The sequence below is a fragment of the Streptomyces sp. NPDC058284 genome (assembly GCF_042881135.1).
Lineage (GTDB): Bacteria > Actinomycetota > Actinomycetes > Streptomycetales > Streptomycetaceae > Streptomyces.
The window spans coordinates 54412-73908 of record NZ_JBHVYE010000007.1 but is presented as its reverse complement, the minus strand read 5'-3'; the positions used below and the strand labels follow the sequence as shown (position 1 = coordinate 73908).

Annotated in this window: 18 protein-coding genes; 10 read left to right on the top strand and 8 right to left on the bottom strand. The window is 68.4% G+C overall.

The window, feature by feature from the left end; genetic code table 11:
• Positions 1–331: 331 nt before the first annotated feature.
• Complete coding sequence (locus ACFVYR_RS12530) at positions 332–775, top strand: transglycosylase SLT domain-containing protein (protein ID WP_384256809.1); 444 nt, start codon at positions 332–334, stop codon at positions 773–775.
• A gap of 142 nt (positions 776–917) precedes the next feature.
• Here ACFVYR_RS12530 and ACFVYR_RS12525 read toward each other — a convergent pair whose 3' ends face one another.
• Positions 918–2156 (bottom strand): alpha/beta hydrolase, encoded by a 1239-nt coding sequence (locus ACFVYR_RS12525; protein WP_384259532.1) that lies wholly within the window; start codon positions 2154–2156, stop codon positions 918–920.
• 263 nt (positions 2157–2419) lie between these two features.
• Complete coding sequence (locus tag ACFVYR_RS12520; RefSeq protein ID WP_384259535.1) at positions 2420–3589, bottom strand: steroid 3-ketoacyl-CoA thiolase; 1170 nt, start codon at positions 3587–3589, stop codon at positions 2420–2422.
• Between the two features lie 253 nt (positions 3590–3842).
• Here ACFVYR_RS12520 and ACFVYR_RS12515 point away from each other — a divergent pair, with 253 nt between their 5' ends.
• Positions 3843–5087: a cytochrome P450 gene (locus ACFVYR_RS12515; protein WP_384259537.1), complete on the top strand. Its 1245-nt coding sequence runs from the start codon at positions 3843–3845 to the stop codon at positions 5085–5087.
• 199 nt (positions 5088–5286) lie between these two features.
• Positions 5287–6918 (top strand): hypothetical protein, encoded by a 1632-nt coding sequence (locus tag ACFVYR_RS12510; protein WP_384259540.1) that lies wholly within the window; start codon positions 5287–5289, stop codon positions 6916–6918.
• Here the strand turns inward: ACFVYR_RS12510 and ACFVYR_RS12505 are convergent.
• A complete protein-coding gene (locus ACFVYR_RS12505) occupies positions 6869–8947 on the bottom strand; it encodes a bifunctional glycosyltransferase 87/phosphatase PAP2 family protein (RefSeq protein ID WP_384259542.1) in 2079 nt (692 codons plus the stop codon). The two genes, ACFVYR_RS12510 and ACFVYR_RS12505, sit on opposite strands and share 50 nt — an antisense overlap.
• 581 nt (positions 8948–9528) lie before the next feature.
• Between ACFVYR_RS12505 and proP the strand changes: the two genes are divergently transcribed.
• Positions 9529–10899 (top strand): glycine betaine/L-proline transporter ProP, encoded by a 1371-nt coding sequence (gene proP / locus ACFVYR_RS12500; RefSeq protein ID WP_384259691.1) that lies wholly within the window; start codon positions 9529–9531, stop codon positions 10897–10899.
• A 182-nt stretch (positions 10900–11081) separates the two neighbouring features.
• Positions 11082–11759, top strand: a complete 678-nt coding sequence (locus ACFVYR_RS12495) for an O-methyltransferase (protein WP_384259545.1) — start codon at positions 11082–11084, stop codon at positions 11757–11759.
• 51 nt (positions 11760–11810) lie between these two features.
• Here ACFVYR_RS12495 and ACFVYR_RS12490 read toward each other — a convergent pair whose 3' ends face one another.
• Positions 11811–12215, bottom strand: a complete 405-nt coding sequence (locus tag ACFVYR_RS12490) for a hypothetical protein (protein ID WP_384259547.1) — start codon at positions 12213–12215, stop codon at positions 11811–11813.
• Between the two features lie 264 nt (positions 12216–12479).
• Here ACFVYR_RS12490 and ACFVYR_RS12485 point away from each other — a divergent pair, with 264 nt between their 5' ends.
• Together ACFVYR_RS12485 and ACFVYR_RS12480 are read left to right on the top strand one after the other, a co-directional pair.
• Complete coding sequence (locus ACFVYR_RS12485; RefSeq protein WP_384259549.1) at positions 12480–13175, top strand: hypothetical protein; 696 nt, start codon at positions 12480–12482, stop codon at positions 13173–13175.
• A complete protein-coding gene (locus ACFVYR_RS12480) occupies positions 13168–13608 on the top strand; it encodes a hypothetical protein (protein ID WP_384259552.1) in 441 nt (146 codons plus the stop codon). Before ACFVYR_RS12485 ends, ACFVYR_RS12480 begins: the two co-directional genes overlap by 8 nt.
• A 140-nt stretch (positions 13609–13748) precedes the next feature.
• Here the strand turns inward: ACFVYR_RS12480 and ACFVYR_RS12475 are convergent, their stop codons facing one another.
• Both ACFVYR_RS12475 and ACFVYR_RS12470 read right to left on the bottom strand, forming a co-directional pair.
• Complete coding sequence (locus ACFVYR_RS12475) at positions 13749–13976, bottom strand: hypothetical protein (RefSeq protein ID WP_384259554.1); 228 nt, start codon at positions 13974–13976, stop codon at positions 13749–13751.
• A 223-nt stretch (positions 13977–14199) separates the two neighbouring features.
• On the bottom strand, positions 14200–14436 hold the full coding sequence (locus ACFVYR_RS12470; RefSeq protein ID WP_384259557.1) for a hypothetical protein: 237 nt from the start codon (positions 14434–14436) through the stop codon (positions 14200–14202).
• A gap of 187 nt (positions 14437–14623) precedes the next feature.
• Between ACFVYR_RS12470 and ACFVYR_RS12465 the strand changes: the two genes are divergently transcribed.
• From ACFVYR_RS12465 to ACFVYR_RS12455, 3 genes are read left to right on the top strand one after another with little or no spacing between them, the layout of a single operon-like run.
• On the top strand, positions 14624–14878 hold the full coding sequence (locus ACFVYR_RS12465; RefSeq protein ID WP_384259559.1) for a hypothetical protein: 255 nt from the start codon (positions 14624–14626) through the stop codon (positions 14876–14878).
• A complete protein-coding gene (locus ACFVYR_RS12460) occupies positions 14850–15365 on the top strand; it encodes a DUF6879 family protein (protein WP_384259561.1) in 516 nt (171 codons plus the stop codon). The genes ACFVYR_RS12465 and ACFVYR_RS12460 overlap by 29 nt, the downstream gene beginning before the upstream one ends.
• Before the next feature lie 20 nt (positions 15366–15385).
• Positions 15386–16234, top strand: coding sequence for a helix-turn-helix domain-containing protein (locus ACFVYR_RS12455; protein WP_384259563.1), 849 nt, complete (start codon positions 15386–15388; stop codon positions 16232–16234).
• A 305-nt stretch (positions 16235–16539) separates the two neighbouring features.
• On the opposite strand, the gene ACFVYR_RS12450 is transcribed toward ACFVYR_RS12455, so the two are convergent.
• Positions 16540–17823: a recombinase family protein gene (locus ACFVYR_RS12450; RefSeq protein ID WP_384259566.1), complete on the bottom strand. Its 1284-nt coding sequence runs from the start codon at positions 17821–17823 to the stop codon at positions 16540–16542.
• A gap of 337 nt (positions 17824–18160) precedes the next feature.
• Positions 18161–19483: a serine hydrolase domain-containing protein gene (locus ACFVYR_RS12445; RefSeq protein ID WP_384259568.1), complete on the bottom strand. Its 1323-nt coding sequence runs from the start codon at positions 19481–19483 to the stop codon at positions 18161–18163.
• Positions 19484–19497: the final 14 nt, after the last annotated feature.

The window sequence follows — 19497 nt, the reverse complement described above, 5'->3', positions numbered from 1 at the left end:
TCCGTCACCTCGGGGGTCCCGTCGGCGTGAGCCGGCCCACAGGTCTTTCGTCCTCTACGAAGTGAGGGCGTAGCTCCGCACATTGACGCGCTCTCATCAAAAGGCGGCCTGACCTGCGCAATGAGAGGCACGTCACAGGACGGACGTTTGGCGCGGATGCGACTTCCACTAGTAAATACGGGCATTGCGTCGGCCCGGGAGCAGCTGTTTCTGTGGATGAGTCGCACGGCGCCGACGACCCCACGGGATCTCGGCGCCGCCGCATGCCCCCCACACCTCCGTGTGGCACGACGTGCGCCGCGACCTCCCGTCCCCCACCGGAAGGTCCTCTGTGTCCGCCTCGCTCATCCGCCGCATCGCTTCCCCCAAGAAGGCCATCACCGGCGGCCTCGTCGCCGCCGCCGCTTCCGGCATGGTCTTCGCCGCGGCCCCGGCTCAGGCAGCCACCCCGACCACCACGAAGGCCGCCGCCCCGGCCGCCGCTCCCGCGTCCGCCAAGGCGATCGCCAAGAAGAAGATCGCGGACCCCGCGCAGTTCGCCGCGTTCGACAAGATCGTCACGCACGAGAGCGGCTGGAACCCGAGCGCGACCAACTCCTCGTCCGGCGCCTACGGCCTGGTCCAGGCCCTGCCCGGCTCGAAGATGGCCTCGGCGGGCGCCGACTGGAAGACCAACCCCGAGACCCAGATCGAGTGGGGTCTGAAGTACATGAACGAGCGCTACGGCAGCCCGGTCGGCGCCTGGAACCACTGGCAGGCCAACGGCTGGTACTGAGCCGCGGCGCCCTGACGGCACCGCAGCACGTGGGAGAGGCGGCAACCCTGGGCAGGGTTGCCGCCTCTCCCACGTCCACGGCAGTACGTCCACGCGCGGTACGCACACCCACAGGCGACGCGCACCGCTCTCCACTCACTGCTCACCGCACCTGTGCGAACCACCGCGCGATCTTCGGCGCCGCCTTCGCGACCGACTCCATGTGCGGCACGCCGCCCTGGTCCATGACGGGTGCCCGCACGCCGTGCGCGGCGAGGTCCGCGGCGCAGCTGCGGGCGTTCCCGATGGGCACGTCGGTGTCGCCGTGCGAGGCGTAGAGCCGCACGGGGGCGTCCGGCTTCCAGTCGCAGGAGCCGTCGTTCGCCTTCAGCACCTCCTCCAGGCCGCCCGTCGGGTGCTTCAGGCGCTCGTAGAAGGCGGACGTGAGCAGTTCCCGCACGGAGCCGGGCAGCACCCCGATGACGTCCTCCTCATGGTGGCGGCCGTCGAAGAGCTTCTCGACCAGGGGAGCGTAGGGGGCGCGGAACGCCTCGGCGGGGTTCTTGTAGACCGGGTGCAGACGGTTCTGGGCCACCAGGAAGTACGAGAGGTAGAAGACGCCGCTCGTGCCGTTGACCCGGCCGTCGTAGAGGGCGGGCATCTCCTCGCCGGAGAGGTCGTAGGGGCCGCTGACCGGGGCGACGGCACGCGTCCTGAATCCGGAGTGCTTGCCCTTCAGCTCCTTGGCCAGCGCCATCGCCACCTGCCCGCCCTGCGAGAAGCCGGTGATGTACAGATCGCCGGAGAGCGCCCTGCCCTTCCGCCCCGCCGCGGTGCGCGAGGCCCGCAGCATGTCCTCGGACGCGGTCACGGCCGAGCGTGTGTCCATGTACGGGTGGAGCCCCGGCCCCTTGCCGAGCCCGAGGTAGTCCGGCGCGGCGACGGCCTTGCCCGCGGCGGCCTGCACGTACGGGCTGGCGGGCCCCAGGTCGTCGGCCACGGAAGGCGCGTAGTCGCGGTGGACCATGGTCCCGTGAGCATCGGAGACGAGGCCGAGGGCCCGGCCCGCGGAGCTCTTGGGCAGCGCGAAGAGCCCGGTGGCCGTGGTGGGCCGGCCCTGCACGTCGACCGTGCGATAGGTGAGGCGGTACGCCGCCACCCCGTACCGCACCATCCCCGCGTCGACCTTCTCCCCTTCCAGGAAACGGACGACGTCAGCACGGCTCAGGTCGGCCACCGGCTCGACCTTGAGGAGATCACCCCGGCCGGTATGCCGCGTACCGGCCGCGTCGCCACTCGCCTGCACGGCGGGCGCGGCGACGAGTCCAGCGAGCATCAGGGCGGCGAGGGCGGCGGCGCCCCGACGTACGGAACGGGCTTGCGAGCGAGTCGAGTTGTTCATAAGCAAGACGCTACGGAGACCACCGCCCGCACGACATCCGAGAATCCCCCCGCCGAGAGGTGTACCTACGGACACCTGACCGCTTCCAGCCCGTCCGGCCGGGGGGCGAGCACGGCGCAACTACCAGCCCGTCCGGCGGGGGACGACAAGCCCGGCGCAACCACCAGCCCGTCCGGCGGGAGACGACAAGCCCGGCGCAACCACCAGCCCGTCCGGCGCTTGAGGACGAGCTCGGCGCAGCCGGCGACAGACCGAGCCACGTACTACAGCCGCTGCAAAATCGTGGCGCCAGCCACCGCACCCCCCGCACACATCGTCACCAACGCGAACTCCTTGTCCCTGCGCTCCAGTTCGTGCAGCGCCGTCGCGATCAGCCGTGCCCCCGTCGCCCCCACGGGATGCCCGAGCGCGATCGCGCCCCCGTTCACGTTCACCTTCTCCAGGTCCTGCCCGAAGACCTGCGCCCAGCTCAGCACCACCGACGCGAACGCCTCGTTGATCTCCACGATGTCGATGTCCTTCAGGGACATCCCCGCCTTGCCGAGCACCGCCCGCGTCGCGTCGATGGGCCCGTCCAGGTGGAAGTGCGGGTCGGCGCCGACCAGCGCCTGGGCGACGATCCGCGCCCTCGGCTTCAGCTTCAGCGCCCGCGCCATCCGTTTGGAGGCCCACATCAGCGCCGCCGCGCCGTCGGATATCTGCGAGGAGTTGCCCGCGGTGTGCACCGCGGTCGGCATGACCGGCTTGAGGCCGCCGAGCGCCTCCATGGTCGTGTCGCGCAGCCCCTCGTCGCGGTCGACGAGCCGCCACATGCCGTGCCCCGCGGCCTGCTCCTCCTCCGTGGTCGGCACCTGCACGGCGAACGTCTCGCGTTTGAAGCGCTCCTCGGCCCAGGCGACGGCCGCCCGCTCCTGCGAGATGAGGCCGAGCGAGTCCACGTTCTCGCGGGTGAGGCCGCGGTTGCGGGCGATGCGCTCGGCGGCCTCGAACTGGTTGGGCAGATCGACGTTCCACTCGTCGGGGAAGGGCTTGCCGGGGCCGTGCTTGGACCCGGAGCCGAGCGGCACCCGCGACATCGCCTCGACGCCGCAGCTGATCCCGACGTCGATGACACCGGCCGCCACCATGTTGGCCACCATGTGGCTCGCCTGCTGCGAGGAACCGCACTGGCAGTCCACGGTGGTCGCCGCGGTCTCGTACGGCAGCCCCATCGTCAGCCAGGCCGTGCGTGCCGGGTTCATGGACTGCTCACCGGCGTGCGTCACCGTGCCGCCCACGATCTGCTCGACGCAGTCGGCGTGGATGCCGGTGCGGCCGAGGAGTTCGCGGTAGGTCTCACCGAGCAGGTAGGCGGGGTGGAGATTGGCCAGCGCGCCACCGCGCTTGCCGATGGGCGTGCGTACTGCTTCGACGATGACGGGTTCCGCGGCCATGGGCTCGTCCTCTCCCTCCACGTCCCGCGAGCCGTCCCGGCGGCTCGCGAGTAGAACTAGTACGCGTTCTAGTTCCGTACAGCAGTCTGCTGAGCGGAACCCTGGCGCCGCAAGGGTCTTGCACGCATCTTGCGCGGGACCCGCGGCCAACCGGACCCGCCCTGACCCTTGCCTCTTGTAGAACCCGTTACTACCTTGCGAGCGAGCTGCCCTGATGGACCGTCAGAACCATGCCCACGCACGGGAGTTGCCGATGCCCTGTCCAGCGCTGCCCGACGGGTTCGACTTCACCGACCCGGACCTGCTCCAAGACCGCGTGCCCCTGCCGGAGTTCGCACAGCTGCGGCAGACGGAACCGGTGCGCTGGATCGCCCAGCCACCCCGGATATCCGGCTTCGACGACGCGGGCTACTGGGCCGTCACGCGGCACGATGACGTCAAGTACGTCTCCACGCACCCGGAGCTCTTCTCCTCCAACCTCAACACCGCCGTCATCCGTTTCAACGAGACGATCAGCCGCGACCAGATCGAGGTCCAGAAACTGATCATGCTCAACATGGACCCGCCCGAGCACACCCGGGTCCGCCAGATCGTGCAGCGCGGCTTCACGCCGCGCGCCATCCGCTCGCTGGAGGACGCGCTGCGCGCCCGCGCCGGCTCCATCGTCGAGGCGGCCCTCGCGAACGCGGGCCCCGACGGCTCCTTCGACTTCGTGACCAACGTCGCCGTCGAGCTCCCGCTCCAGGCCATCGCCGAACTGATCGGCGTACCCCAGGCGGACCGCACCAGGATCTTCGACTGGTCCAACAAGATGGCGGGGTACGACGACCCGGAGTACGCCATCACCGAGGAGATCGGCGCCGAGGCGGCGATGGAGATCGTCGCGTACGCGATGAACCTCGCCGCGGCCCGCAAGGAGTGCCCGGCCAAGGACATCGTCAGCCAACTGGTGGCGGCCGAGGACGAGGGCAACCTCTCCGGCGACGAGTTCGGCTTCTTCGTGATCCTGCTCGCGGTGGCCGGCAACGAGACGACCCGTAACGCCATCACTCACGGCATGCACGCCTTCCTCACCCATCCGGACCAGTGGGAGCTCTACAAGCGCGAGCGCCCCGCGACGACGGCGGAGGAGATCGTGCGCTGGGCGACGCCGGTGGTCTCCTTCCAGCGCACCGCCACCCAGGACACCGGGCTCGGCGGCGCGGAGATCAAGAAGGGCGACCGGGTCGGCCTCTTCTACTCCTCGGCCAACCACGACCCCGACGTGTTCGCGTCACCGGAGAAGTTCGACATCACCCGTGATCCCAACCCCCACCTCGGCTTCGGCGGCGGCGGCCCGCACTTCTGCCTCGGCAAGTCCCTCGCGGTCCTGGAGATCAACCTCATCTTCAACGCGATCGCCGACGCCATGCCCGGCCTGCACCTGACCGGCGACCCGCGCAGGCTCCGCTCCGCCTGGCTCAACGGCGTCAAGGAGCTCCAGGTCAGCACCGGCTGACCCGGCCGACCCGGCTCCACGGAGGCAGGGGCGGGCCCTTTCCCGCACGCCCCGCCCCTGCCTCCCCCGGAGAGCCCGCGAGTCAATACCGCTCAGCAAAGCGACCTATCAGGTCAATCATGTTTACTGAACCAACGTTTCCGTTGCGGTAAGCGTCCTGAGAAGTGAACCTTGCCTCCCCAGGACTCGAACGGAAACGGTGGCCGTGGTCTCTGCCGACGTATCGCTCAGCCCGCCCGGCACCGCGTCCACCGGCCGGAATACTCCGCTCCGGACCTTCTGCCGGCGCCACCGCGTGCCGCTCCTCGCCACCCTCCCCACCCTTCCGCTGTACGCCGTCTGGGCGGTGTTCCTCGCGACGGGCGGCGGCGACCTCGCGGCGCAGGAGGCGTGGGCGCGGTTCGCCTCCGAGCACGGCACGGCCGCGTACAACCTCTTCTGGTACGGCGGCATGCACACCGCCAACTACAGCCTGATCTCGCCCTACCTGATGGCCGCGCTCGGGGTGCGGACCGTGACGGTGCTCTCCGGTGTCGCGGGCGCCTGGCTGGTCGCCGCGCTGATCGACCGCAGCGGCGTCCGAAGGCCCCTGTGGCCCGCGGTGCTCGCCTCGCTCGCGATCTGGTGCAACGTGGCCTCCGGGCGCACGACGTTCGCCCTCGGTCTCGCCTTCGCCCTCGCGGCCTGCCTGGCCCTGGTGCGGCAGCGGCGCGTGGGCATCGCGGTGGTGTGCTCGGCGCTCGCCACCATGGGCTCCCCGGTCGCGGGGCTCTTCCTCGTCGTCGCGGGCGCGGGCTACTTCTTCGTACGCGACTGGGCGCGGTCGGCGGCGCTGGTCCTGCCGCCGTTCCTGGTCGTGGCGGCGACCACGGTGCTCTTCCCCTTCACCGGCGAGCACCTGATGCCCTTCGACCGGATCTTCCCGCCCGTGATCTTCAGCCTGGCCCTCATCCTTGCGGGGCCGCGCGAGTGGCGGGTGGTGCGGTGGGGCGCCGGCGTCTACGCGGCCGGGACCGTCCTCACGTACCTCATCGCGTCCCCCATCGGCACCAACGTCGAACGGCTCGCCGAGCTGGTCGGCCCCGCGCTGCTGCTCGCCGCCCTGCTCGTGCCTGGGCTGCGCCGGGCGCGCAGGATCGCGCTGACGGTGGCGCTCGTGCTGTCCTGCGCCTGGGTGACGCAGAAGACGATCGACGACCTCGCGGTCTCCACGAAGGTGCCGAAGTGGGCGGTCGACACCCACGGCGTGGTGCGGGAGCTCGAGCGCCTGGAGGCCAACCGCACCCGCGTCGAGGTCGTGCCGACCCGCAACCACCGCGAGGCCACCGCCCTCGCCCCGTACGTGAACATGGCGCGCGGCTGGAACCGCCAGCTGGACATCGAACGCGGCCGGCTCTTCTACGACGGGTCGTTCTCGGCGGCCAGCTACCGCAAGTGGCTCGACAAGTGGGCCGTCGGGTACGTGGTGCTGCCTTCGGGCAAGCCGGACGGCTACGCCGAGGACGAGGCGGCGCTCGTGACGAGCGCGCCGAAGTGGCTGGAGCCGGTGTGGAACGACGCGCACTGGCGGATCTTCCGGGTGAGGAACCCGGTGCCGCTGGTCTCCAAGCCCGCCGCCGTGGTGCGCTCCACCGGGTCGAACGTGGTGGTGCGCGTACCCAGGCGGGGCTCGGTGACCCTGCGCCTGGTGTACTCGCCGTGGCTCCGGGCGGAGGGTGCCTGCCTGCGACGGCAGGGCGAGTTCACCCGCCTCTCGGTGCCGGCGCCCGGCACCTACGAGATCAGCTCGGGCTACCGTCCTTCGCCGCGTCGTCCCGCGGACTGCCGCTGATCAGCTGCTGCCGCGCCACGGGCCCGGTCACCCGGGGCCCCTTCACCCGGGGCCCCTTCACCCGGGGCCCTTCCACCCGGGGCCCTTTCACCCGCGGCCCGGACAGCAGATAGGTCAGGCCGAAGCCGACGCCCACGACGGTCGCGCCGCCCACCGCGTCGAGCACCCAGTGGTTGCCGGTGCCGACGATCGCCGAGACGGTGAAGAAGGGGTGGATCAGGCCGAGCGCCTTCATCCACCACCTGGGCGCGATGACCGCGATGACCAGGCCGCACCAGAGGGACCAGCCGAAGTGCAGCGAGGGCATCGCCGCGTACTGGTTGGTGAGCTTCGTCAGCGTGCCGTAGTCCGGCTGCGTGAAGTCCTGCACGCCGTGCACCGTGTCGATGAAGCCGAGGCCCGGCATCAGGCGCGGCGGGGCGAGCGGGTAGGCCCAGAAGCCGATGAGGGCGAGGACCGTCGCGAAGCCGAGCGCGGAGCGCGCCCAGCGGTAGTCGGCGGGCCTGCGGACGTACAGGACGCCGAGGACGGTCAGCGGCACCACGAAGTGGAACGACGTGTAGTAGAAGTTGAAGAAGTCCTCCATCCAGCCGGTCCGCGCCGTCAGATGGTTGAACCAGCGCTCCAGGTCGATGTGCAGGAACTGCTCGATCGAGTGGACCTGCTCGCCGTGCCGCTCGGCGGTGGCCCGCCCCCCGGAGATCGTGCCGCCCGTCGCCGCGAGCCTGACCTGCTGGTACGCGGAGTAGCAGACGCGGATGAGCAGCAGTTCGAGCAGGAGGTTCGGCCGGGTGACGACCCGCCGCCAGAACGGGACCAGCGGCACCCGGCTCCAGCGGGCCGGGACGGGCGCGGCGTAGTCGGTGGGGATGGGCTTCTGATATTGCGGGTGGGCCCGGGAGAGGAACGGCACGACGGCGGCCGCCGCGAGCGCCGCCAGGAGCACGACGTTGTCCCGGATCGGCTCGGTGACCGGCATGTTGGGCAGCATCATCGTGGCAGGCAGCGTCGATACGAGGACGACGGCGACCGGCCACATGTAGCGGTCGGACTGGCGCTTGCCGGCCCGGCCGACCACCGCGAAGAGCACCCACAGGAGCTGGTGCTGCCAGGTGGTCGGCGACACCGCGACCACGACGCAGCCGGTGATCGCGACGGCCAGGAGCAGCTGCCCGTCCTTGGCGTAGCGCACGGCGCGGCGCAGGCCGACGTAAACGAGCGCCAGGCTCAGGGTCACGAAGAGCCCGGTCTCCAGGGGGCCCCGCAGACCGAAGCGGAGCAGCATGCCGTGCAGCGACTGGTTGGCGTTGGCGTCCGGATTGGCGCCGAGCCCGGCGCCCGCGAGGTGGTGTATCCAGTACGTCGACGAATCGTGCGGCATCGCGGCCCAGGTCAGCGCGGTGCAGGCGGCGAAGGCCGCGCCGGTGGACGCGGCGGCCTTCTTGCGGCCGGTGAACCAGAGCAGCGCGGCGAAGAGCAGCATGGTCGGCTGCAGGGCCGCGCCGACGCCGACCAGGAGGCCGCTCGCGCGCTGGCCGCGGACGGTGAAGAGGCCGAGCAGAACGAGCAGCACCGGCAGGATGCTGGTCTGGCCGAGGTGCAGGGTGTTGCGCACCGGGAGCGACAGGATGAGCAGGCTGATGGCGACGGGGGCGGCGAGCAGGGAGGTGCGCCGGGAGACGGGCTGCGGCAGGGCGCGGGCCGCGACCAGGCCGAGCACGACGACGAGACCGAGCGTGCCGAAGGTCCAGGCCCAGCCGAGAGCCTGTTCACCCGCGCGTGCGAGCGGTTTCAGGACGAGGCCCGCGAAGGGTGGTCCGGTGAACTTGTCCGCGTCGTAGAAGGAGCCGTTGACGTGCAGGACGCCCGCGGGCCCGATCCACGTCTCCAGGTCGGTGAACCGTTCGCCCTTGGGGGTGCGCAGCACGTCGGCCACCTGCCGGGCGGCCAGGACGGCGGCGATCAGCCAGAGACCGACGCGGACCGCTCCGATCCGCTCCTCGGGTCCACCTGTCCGCCCTGTTCCCAAGGCACTGCCCGCTCCCCTGTGCTCAACGTTCGCCACGCCTCGTCGGCCCTCCCGTCCCGTCCGTCATGTCTGCGGTCCCGTCTGTGAGGGGCCGGCGTCCCGGCCCGGGAGTTACGGCCGGGACTTCCGCCAGGCCCGTGAGTGCCGCGCCCTGATGTGAGACGCACGCAACCACCTTCCCACCTGTCCGCGACCGCCGATTCCGTGAACCCGCGACCGCGGAGGCCTGAACCGGTGGCCACCGGTCCCTGAACCCAGGATGCCGCCTGCGCCCCCGCCGTGCGGTTCCGCGCCGGAGCAGCGACATAGATCACAAACGCGCCTTATCCGCACTGCCTGCGGAAACACCGTTTGACCTGGACAGAAGCGGTTTTCGCGCGCTGTGCGGCCAATCGGACACCGTACGTAATGATGCCTCTTGCACCTATGGTCGCTTTTCGGGCCGCCCGGCTACCGCGGGCGGCCTTGCCCTTGTCGTCGACCGAGAGCAGGCGAGCGAACCCTTGGTGAGCGCCACCCCCGTCGCACTACGCAAGCCCGAGCCCTCGGGAGGACACCGGACCGGCCCTTCGGCGGGACGCCTGCCCTCGACAGGCCCGGACGTCACCGTCACCGACCCCGCGATGGTCAAGCGGGCGGTGAAGGCGGCCGCCCTCGGCAACGCGATGGAGTGGTTCGACTTCGGCGTCTACAGCTACATCGCCGTGACGCTCGGCAAGGTCTTCTTCCCCTCGGGCAACCCGACGGCCCAGCTGCTCTCGACCTTCGGCGCCTTCGCCGCGGCCTTCCTGATCCGGCCGCTCGGCGGCATGGTCTTCGGCCCGCTCGGCGACCGCATCGGCCGCCAGAAGGTCCTCGCGCTCACCATGATCATGATGGCGGCGGGCACGTTCGCGATCGGCCTGATCCCGTCGTACGCGGCCATCGGCGTCTGGGCTCCCGTCCTGCTCCTCCTCGCCCGCCTGGTGCAGGGCTTCTCCACCGGCGGCGAGTACGCGGGCGCCTCCACCTTCATCGCCGAGTACGCCCCCGACAAGAAGCGCGGGTTCCTCGGCAGCTGGCTGGAGTTCGGCACGCTCGCCGGGTACATCGGCGGCGCGGGCCTGGTCACCTTGATGACGGCCCTCCTCTCCACGGACGACCTGCTCTCCTGGGGCTGGCGCGTCCCGTTCCTGATCGCGGGCCCGATGGGCCTGATCGGTCTCTACCTGCGGATGAAGCTGGAGGAGACCCCGGCGTTCGCGGCCGAGCTGGAGAAGGCCCACAAGGACGAGCAGAGTCGCGCGAAGGTACGCCTGCGCGACATGGTCACGGGTCAGTGGAAGGCGCTCCTCCTCTGCATGGGCCTGGTCCTGGTCTTCAACGTCACGGACTACATGCTGCTGTCGTACATGCCGAGCTACCTGACCAGCGAGCTGAAGTACGACGAGACGCACGGACTCCTGGTCATCCTGGCCGTCATGGCGCTGATGATGTGCGTCCAGCCGTTCATGGGCGCGCTCACCGACCGGGTGGGCCGCCGCCCCGTGATCGCCGCGGGCTGCGCGGGCTTCCTCCTGCTCTCCGTCCCCGCCATGCTCCTGATCCGCGAGGGCTCGCTGTGGGCGATCGCGCTGGGCCTCGGCGCGCTGGGCCTGCTCCTGGTCTGCTTCACGGCCTCGATGCCGTCGACCCTCCCCGCCCTCTTCCCGACGAAGATCCGCTACGGCTCCCTCTCCATCGGCTTCAACATCTCCGTCTCGGTCTTCGGCGGCACGACCCCGCTGATCGTGACGGCGCTGATCGGCGCGACGGGCAACAAGATGATGCCCGCGTACTACATGATGGCGGCGGCCGTAGTGGGCGGAATCGCCGTCTGGTACCTGACGGAATCGGCCCGCAGGCCCCTGCCGGGGTCGCCTCCGGCGGTGGAGACGGAGGAGGAGGCGAGGGCGCTGCGGGGAGTTCGCTGACTCGCCGGCCGCGCCGAGCCCGGCCGCAATCGCCGGGGCCCGCCCCACCGACCTCTCTCCCCCAACACGCGAGCCCTCAACACAAGAGCACTCAACACGCGAGCCCCCACTGACAACTCCCGCTCCCCCGGCTACGCTCCTTAGCGAAACTAACTAGACAGCCGAAGGGAACGACGAGCCGCATGAACCAGCAGCAGTGGAACTCCGTCGACGCCTACTTCACCGACCTCCTCGCCCCGGCCGACGACGCCCTGACCGCCACCCTGCGCGACAGCGACGCGGCCGGCCTGCCACGGATCAACGTCGCCCCCAACCAGGGCAAGCTGCTCCACCTCCTCGCCCAACTCCAGGGCGCCCGCCGCATCCTGGAGATCGGCACCCTCGGCGGCTACAGCACCATCTGGCTGGCCAGGGCCCTGCCCGCCGACGGCCGCCTCATCACCCTCGAATACAGCCCGGAGCACGCCGGCGTGGCCCGCGCCAACCTCGCCCGCGCCGGGCTCGACAAGATCACCGAGGTACGCGTCGGCCCCGCACTCGACTCGCTCGCGGAGCTGGGCGCCGAGCACGCGACGAACCCCGAGCCCTTCGACCTCGTGTTCATCGACGCCGACAAGGCCAACAACCGGCACTACCTGGAGTGGTCGCTGAAACTCACCCGCCCCGGCAGCCTCATCGTCCTCGACAACGTCGTACGGAGCGGCACCGTGGCCGACGCCTCAAGCACCGACCCGGGCGTGCGCGGCACCCGGGCCGCACTGGAACTGATCGCGGAGCACCCCAAGTTGAGCGGCACGGCCGTGCAGACGGTGGGAGTCAAGGGGTACGACGGTTTCGCGCTGGCCCGCGTACTGCCCTGAGCGAACCCCGCCCCGGCCCTCCGGTCCAGGCCCGCGCCGCCCCCGGCCCGCTCAACTCTCCACGTAATACCCGACGTTCACGCTCCGAGGCCCCGACCGGTCCTGGATGACGACCTCGCCGGAGCCGCCCGGGGCGAGCGGTGCGACGCCTCCGTACGCGAGGGGCCGCACCGCTCCCCCGGACACCAGCCGCACCTCGGAGGCCGGGTCGGGGTGGGAGCCGCGCAACCAGCTGACGGACCAGACCCCGTCAGGGCCGCAGTGGAACTCAAGATGCGTACGGGAAATGAAAAGCCAGTCGTCGGGCGTGACCAGGCGGCACACGTTCCGGTCGCGCCCCACGCGCAGCACGGCGCCCGGCTCGCTCGGCGCCTCGGCCATGAGCATGCCCGCGGTGGCACCCGCGTCGGCGCCCGTACCCGTCCCCGACACCGCGGCCATTGTCAGCTCAAGCACGTGGGTACGCTCCTTCAACTCGCCTGCGCGCGGGCGCGGTTGGTGTACGGCGCGCTGCCGCATCCTAAGTGGCACCCTGGGCGGGGCGCACGACCTCTTGGAACAATGGCCCCATGACTGGGCGCGAGCCACCCGGAGTCGACTTCGAGTCCTGGACCCACCGTTTGGTGGGCCGTTTCCGGGCAACTCGTTCCGGGGTACGGGTGCCGAGGCCCACCGGGTCTCGCGCCCGAGGCCGATCCCCGAGCGAGAAGGCACCCACTCATGTCCACAGTCCTGATCATCGCTCTGATCGTGGTCGTCGTCGCCGTCCTCGCCGTCGGCGCCGTCGCCATGCTGAACCGCAGGCGGGGCGCGGGCGGCAGGCGCGGTCTCCAGCGCCGCTTCGGGCCCGAGTACGACCGCGCGGTCGCCCGGCACGACGGCGACACCAAGGCCGCCGAGCGCGACCTCGCGGAGCGTGTGAAGCGGCACGGTACGTTGCGTACGCGCCCGCTGGAGCCCGCCGCGCGTGAGCAGTACGCGGCCCGCTGGACCGTAGCCCAGGAGCGCTTCGTCGACTCCCCGCGCGAGGCGGTGGCCGAGGCCGACCGGCTCATCGCCGAGCTGGCCGGAGCCCGCGGCTTCCCGGACGCGGGCCACTACGAGGACCAGATCGACGCGCTCTCCGTGCACCACGCCCACCACGTCCACGGTTACCGCAAGGTGCACCGGGCGGCCCTCGGCACGACGGGCCCCGAGGAGGGCAGGACCGGCACGCTGGGCGGCACCCTCTCCGGCACCGAGGCCGACGCCGCGGTCGGCACCGAGGAGATGCGCGCGGCCATGATCGAGGCCCGGGCGCTCTTCGACGCCCTGGTCGCCGAGCAGCGGTCCGACTCCGAGGTCGCCCACACCGACCGGCACGGCACCCACAAGCGTTCGACCGGCATGACTCACAAGGGAGTTCAGCATGGCTGAGGCGTCCGCTCTCTACCCGCCCGACGCACGCGACAAGCTGACGCTGCGCCTCCAGAACGCCGTCAACAGCTTCGTCGACAGCCCCCGCGCGGCCGTCGAGAACGCCGACAGCGTCCTGGAGGAAGCGATCGCCGACCTGACCCGCACCCTCACCGAGCGCCGCCGCACCCTGCGCACGAGCTGGGAAGCGCTCCCGGCGGAGGCCGCCCCCGGCGAGCCCCGGGCCGCCGAGGGCACCGGCCCCACCGAGCCGGGCACCACCACCGGGACGGGCGCCGCCACCGGGACGGGCCCCGCCACCGGGACGGGCCCCACTGCATCCGGCCCCACTGCATCCGGCCCCACTGCTTCGGGCCCCACCGGCGACACGGAACAACTCCGTCTGGCCCTGCGCGACTACCGCGAAACGGCGGAACGCCTGCTGCGCCTGTAGAAGGGCACGGACGTGCGCCCCTCTCAGGACAACACCTACGTGAGCCCCGAGGCCACCCCCGGCCCCGGGGCTCACGCGGCTCCGACGCCCCCGTACGGCAGGATGACCGACCGACACGCTGAGTCTCGATTCGCCGTCTCTCAGCGCGCCGGGGTCTTGTTGCGCGGGTCGTTCGGATGGCCGTGAACCATGTGGTTGTGCATGGCGACCATCACCAGCCGCGCCATTGCCGGACTCCCTGTAGTCAGCGCCGCAGTCAGGCTTTCTCGCAGCCTCGCGCACACAGGGCAGGTTTCCGGGTCCACCCGGTCAGCGCGTGGTGTTCTCAGGTCTCCGCCAAAGAACAGCAGGGGTGGCGGCTCGATCACTGGTCACTCGCCCCCTGACAAAGGGCGCACGGAAACGGGCATGGCGGGAACTTGGGGCCGGGGAGGTAGACCACACCGAAAGCCACGTCCAACGCCCCGCCGTACTGCGTCCACCAGCCGTCAGGAGACTTCGCGTACGGCCCCAGCGGATCATCTGTAAGGCTGACCAACTCCGGGTCCGGTAAGACGCTCAGGCGGGCGCTTGCACGCTTCGCGGGGGCGCTCATGCGACCTTCGCCCCTTCGCTCTTCCATGCCTTGACGCGCGACAACTTGGGTTCTTCGTGGGGATGGTTGTTGATCTCGATCAATACATCCCGGTCACCGTTCGAGAACCACTCACCGGCTAGCGCTGCGCATACGTCACAGCCTGGAGCGGGAGTTGCGCGGATCTCCGGGTACCGGCCCGAGACAATCTCACCCTGTCGCGCGTCGGTGTCCGCTGTGATCTGGCTCGCCATGGTCGGTTGCCCCCTGCGTCGCATCCCTGCCGTCTGAAGCAACCAGTCAATGACTTAGGCGGTGCGAGACTCCAGGAACTTGCACCAACTTGCACGATAGTTCTCATCAGGTGGTCTTGACGGCAGCGAATGCGCCGGGAAAATGGCTGTGCAAGTCCAAGCAAACAGCTCACTGATGGAGGCTGGCATGGCGCTACATTTCGTCGGAATCGACCCGGACACCGACCTTGAGCACTGCCCGACCGTTTGGGCTGACGCACAGTCAGGAGAGCTTGTCATCCAAGGTTGGAAGGCAAGCCCTGATCTTCGGGCAGCCTGTGAAGCCAACACACCGGCTAAGGGCTCGATCCCAGACAGCGAAGAAGTCATCAGGATTCCGGCGCGCATGGTGCCGATGATCAGGGAAGCGTGTGATGCAGTCGAGCGTTCCGCCGTTCAGTGAGCTACTGGCCGATACCCGGGAGTCAGCCGTTCATCTGGAGATGCGAGATGACTACGGCAGCAACCCCCGGCTAGAAGCCTGGCAGCGTGGGGAGCGTGTTGACTGGGATGACCGCGAATCCTGGTGGCATCCGTTCCACCAGACGATTGCGGATGCCGTTTCCCGTGGCGTGGCCATCCGACGTGCCCGCATCATCTCGGAACCAGTCAGTGACTACATCCGTTGGGAGCACTACGCGACGAAAGCCAATGTGATTGCTGGCGAAGAGGTGCGCTGGTTGCCGCGCAGTCAGGCAGACGGCTTCCTGGTGCCCGCCAATGACTTCTGGCTGTTCGACGGAAAGCTACTCCGCACCCATCACTTCGCAGGAAACGGGAACCACGTCACTGATGAACTCAGCGCCGATGCCATGACGCTGAAACTGTGCGCCACCGCGTTTGAGGAAATCTGGCAGCGAGCTATCCCACACAGCGAATACACCGTCTAGCACCAACGGACAGCTAACTCATGTCGTCGTCTCCTTCGTCCCGCGCCCAAGAGGCAAGGGAAGCCATAGCCGGTCGTCTGCGCGAAATGCGGCTAGATGCGGGAATCACGGCGCGTGAGTTGGCTGTGCGCTGCGGTTGGAGTGAGTCAAAGTCGTCACGCATCGAACATGCGAAGACACCCCCTAGTGATGCCGACATTCGGTCCTGGTGCACGGCCTGCAATGCCCCAGGGCAGGCGGATGACCTTATCGCTGCCAACCGGCACGCTGATTCCATGTACGTCCAGTGGAAGCGGCTACAGCGGACTGGTCTGAGGCATCTACAGGAGTCGGGTGTACCACTCTATGAGAAGACACGGCAATTCCATGTCTACTGCTCCAATGTGGTGCCAGGGTTCTTTCAAACTCCGGGGTACGCAACGGCACTGCTGACTTCCATTGCGAAGTTCCGTGGAACACCAGACGACGTGGCGGATGCGGTAACGGCCCGCATGAACCGGTCACATGTTGTCCGCGAAGGTGACCACCGATTCGCCGTGTTGATTGAAGAGTCGGTCTTGCGCTACCGGGTAGGAATCCCAGACGTAATGGCCGCACAGCTTGGACACTTGCTCTCGGTCATGGCGCTGCCTTCGGTATCGCTCGGCATCATCCCATTCACAGCGTCCCGGGAATCATGGCCTCTTGAGACCTTCACCATATTCGACGGCAAGCGCGTGCACGTAGAAACTCTGTCGGCGGCCATCAAGGAAACTCAGCCGAGTGACGTAGCGCTGTACCTCAAGGCGTTTGGGAACCTGAAAGAGGTTGCCGCCTACGGAGCGGACGCCCGCGCGCTCATCACAGCGGCAATTGATGCCCTGGACTGACCGCCCATCGGTTAACGTCAGCGCACACGTACAAATTCGATGGCGACCTTGATTACGACGAATAATATCCCGACGGAAACTTCTGCGGGAGTTGCGCCGAAACGGATTCCAGCTCACTAATCACTCAAGGCAACGAAGGGCAGCAGAAAGCCCCGCCGGGCATTGCTGCCTGATGGGGCCTGGTGGTGCTACGCGGCAAGAGCATCCGGGAAGCCCATGAGCGCCTGTTGTAGTGCCTCAAGCCGCCCTATGCGTTCCCGCGTTCGTACGCTGCCGTCTCGGGCCCTCACGGTGCCGTATAGCTGCTAGACGCTACGATCGGGCCTCTCGGCCCATTGCACGGTCACTCGTTCCGCTGTTTTCGCGTTCCGGCCCCTGCCGTTCGCCTTGGCCACGGTCACGCGGTCGATGAATAGCGCCAGAAATTCACGCCGCGTTGCCAAGTCCCATGCGCCCCATGTCGACTCCGGCCCCAGTGGGTCACCCTCGGGATCGGTCCATTCCGACGGGATCGTAATTGCGCCCGTTTCAACGGTTCGCAGTTCCTCTACGCGGCCCGCTGTACGTGCCTCATGGGCTGTCAGCCGCTGCACCGACTCTGCGAACATCGCGTCGCCGACTGCGCCCGCGTACAGCCCTGCCTGCCTGTCGATGTACAGCATGCGGAGGGCTTCCCGTACGTGCTCCAACTCGGCTCGTACTGCTGCTAGTTCAGCCTGACGTTCGCCCGTATCAGCCTGCGCAGCGAACCGGCGCGATGCCTCGGCAAGCCACTCCAAATCGTCCGGGTCTTCGGGGTCCAACGCTGTCAGACGCGACCACACATCACGTGCAACAACATCATCAGTGACGTCCATGTTGATCGCGAGACCACCGTGTCCCTCCACGGCGCCGGACATGGCACGGTTGCAGCGATAGAGCGGCTTTCCGTTTCGCTTGTCCGTGACCATGGTCGAGCCGCACACCCCGCAGAACAGCATCCCGGCGGAACCAAGCAGCGACGGAACAGAGCGGCCTCCCTGCTTCACAATCTGCGGCGTACGCCCGTCGAGCACGTCTTGCAGCCTCCACCAGTCATCGGCGGGAACGATGCCCTCATGTGCCTCAAGGGGCGCTCCGGTGTCATCGCGGACCACGGCACGCTTAACGCCCTGGTTCTCGGCGGCGTAGCCAGCGAGACGAGGGTCACGCAGGATGCGCAGCACGGTGGAGGACACCCACGCAGTTCGCTCAAGGGGCGCGCTGATGCCTCGGGCCCGACGCGCAGTCACTCGGGCCGTCATGTCCGCTGCCTTGGTCGGCACGTGTTCAGTGTTGAGCTTGCGTGCGATGGCCGATGCGCTCATTCCGTCAAGCGCCCAAGAAACCATGTCGCGGACGTGTGGGGCTTCAGTCGGGTCTGGAATCAGCTTCACCACTACGAGTTCCCCGCGCGGCTCCCGTGTTGACTGGAAGCCGTACGGAGCCATGCCGGACACGTGGGAGCCAGCGGCACGGAGTGTCTCTTTCGTCGCCGTGATGTACGCCGACTTCAGGTCTGACTCTTGCTGAGCCAGCGCGGCGATGAGGCCGAAGATTGCGACACCCATGGGGGTGGACGTGTCTAGTGCCGTGGCAGGCAACCTTCGCCCTGTCGTGACGCGCCGCTCGGTTTGCTGCTACGGGCGGCATCGGAGGGCCACAAAGATTCACGTGGCTGAACGTGTGCAGGTCCGGGAGATTGATGACGACGAAGGCAGACGGCTGCTGCGGATGGTCCGCAGAGGTACCGGATCGGTGGTGACCTGGCACCTGTTCGGCATCCGCCCCGGAACCGCTGTCTGCTACGTCCACTCCGCCCACCCCGACAAGGCTTCTGGCCTCAATCCGCTGACGGGATACCGCGACCCGCCGGTACAGAAGCCAGTTCGCGCGGCGTGCTGCTGTCTACGGACGTGTGTCTTGCAGATGCTTGTCGATCGCGCGGAACATCTCGAATGCGGGGTACCCGTTCCCCCATGCACCGCCCTCGTCGTCCGTTGCCACCGACCTCGGGCGGCTGGAGAGCTTTACCCCGACCATCTTGGTCTTCCGGTTGATGTAGACCATCTGGCCATAGACGCCGATACAGACCACCACGTCACGGTCCTCCGTGGGGGCCCAGAACAGACTGCGGTACTTGCCACCCTCCATCCGCATAACCCCGGCCTTCTTCTTGAAGGCTTCCTCGGTGTCTTTGGCGGTGAAGATGTCGTCCACCCAATCCTTCTTCACCACTCGCTGCCCGCTGCCCTTGGGCGTGCTCGGCAGCGACTCGCCGTCCCGGCAGATCATCGCCCCGAACCGGGCCAGGTCACGAAGAGTGGCGCACATACCGCCGTCGAACGCCCCGGTTCCGTTCGCATCGACGCTGATGTAGGCGTCTCTCTCGACCCCCAGCTTCGACCAGAGCAGGTCAGACACCAGATCCGCGAAGGATTTGTATTTGCCGTTGGCCATCTGGTAGGCCCTTTCGCAGATCCATCCAGCCACGCCAGCGTCGCAGCTACGGTACGCGAAGGGCTTACCGTCGGCAGGGTAGTCCGAGTCCTCCTCCTTCTCCAGCTTGCGGAGAAAGTCCTTGGTGTTGCGTTCCCACTCAGGGTCTGGCGGCGTGGGCACCGGCATCGGCAACCAGCCGGCTGCGGCCTCCATCTTCTTCACTTCGGAATTATCGTCGGTGTAATCCTCGGAGTATTTGATGGGGGTGCGCATATCGAGCACGTCCCGCACGCTGACATGAGCGTAGCCGGACTTGTCCAGCTCCGGCACGTAGTCGGTCACCTTCAGGGCGGGCTTGAGCACCCCGGGAGGATTGGCTGCAGTTCCGTCCCCGTGCTCCAGGATTCCGGCGATGGTCCCGGTAATCGACTTCGTCACCGACATCAGCAGATGGGGGGTGCTACTCCACATTCGACCGATCCTCGGGTTACCGGCTTGCGGGAGATCAGGGTACTCCTCGAATACCACCTCATCCCTGTGCAGCACCATCCATCCGTCGGTTTGCGTCTCGTCGATGATTTTCCGCACCGTGGGGGTGGTGTCATTCAACCCCAGGTGGATATCGTCGGGCTTGATCCAGTTAGCCGCCGATTCCAGGGGCACCGTTGGGCCCTGGTTCTCGATGTCGACCGTGTCGAGAATGTCATCCACGTGCCGGAACGAGTACCTCCCATTTTCCTGCCAGTTTTCGGGGGTGGTCTCCGGAGTGGGACGCGGCGGGCTGGTCATTGATTTCTCCTTGC

What these genes read in the sequence shown, in the direction of transcription:
- ACFVYR_RS12525 (WP_384259532.1), bottom strand. Translation starts at nt 2,156, where the DNA reads ATGAACAACTCGACTCGCTCGCAAGCCCGTTCCGTACGTCGGGGCGCC.
- ACFVYR_RS12520 (WP_384259535.1), bottom strand. Translation starts at nt 3,589, where the DNA reads ATGGCCGCGGAACCCGTCATCGTCGAAGCAGTACGCACGCCCATCGGC.
- ACFVYR_RS12515 (WP_384259537.1), top strand. Translation starts at nt 3,843, where the DNA reads ATGCCCTGTCCAGCGCTGCCCGACGGGTTCGACTTCACCGACCCGGAC.
- ACFVYR_RS12495 (WP_384259545.1), top strand. Translation starts at nt 11,082, where the DNA reads ATGAACCAGCAGCAGTGGAACTCCGTCGACGCCTACTTCACCGACCTC.
- ACFVYR_RS12485 (WP_384259549.1), top strand. Translation starts at nt 12,480, where the DNA reads ATGTCCACAGTCCTGATCATCGCTCTGATCGTGGTCGTCGTCGCCGTC.
- ACFVYR_RS12480 (WP_384259552.1), top strand. Translation starts at nt 13,168, where the DNA reads ATGGCTGAGGCGTCCGCTCTCTACCCGCCCGACGCACGCGACAAGCTG.
- ACFVYR_RS12470 (WP_384259557.1), bottom strand. Translation starts at nt 14,436, where the DNA reads ATGGCGAGCCAGATCACAGCGGACACCGACGCGCGACAGGGTGAGATT.
- ACFVYR_RS12465 (WP_384259559.1), top strand. Translation starts at nt 14,624, where the DNA reads ATGGCGCTACATTTCGTCGGAATCGACCCGGACACCGACCTTGAGCAC.
- ACFVYR_RS12460 (WP_384259561.1), top strand. Translation starts at nt 14,850, where the DNA reads ATGCAGTCGAGCGTTCCGCCGTTCAGTGAGCTACTGGCCGATACCCGG.
- ACFVYR_RS12455 (WP_384259563.1), top strand. Translation starts at nt 15,386, where the DNA reads ATGTCGTCGTCTCCTTCGTCCCGCGCCCAAGAGGCAAGGGAAGCCATA.
- ACFVYR_RS12450 (WP_384259566.1), bottom strand. Translation starts at nt 17,823, where the DNA reads ATGGGTGTCGCAATCTTCGGCCTCATCGCCGCGCTGGCTCAGCAAGAG.
- ACFVYR_RS12445 (WP_384259568.1), bottom strand. Translation starts at nt 19,483, where the DNA reads ATGACCAGCCCGCCGCGTCCCACTCCGGAGACCACCCCCGAAAACTGG.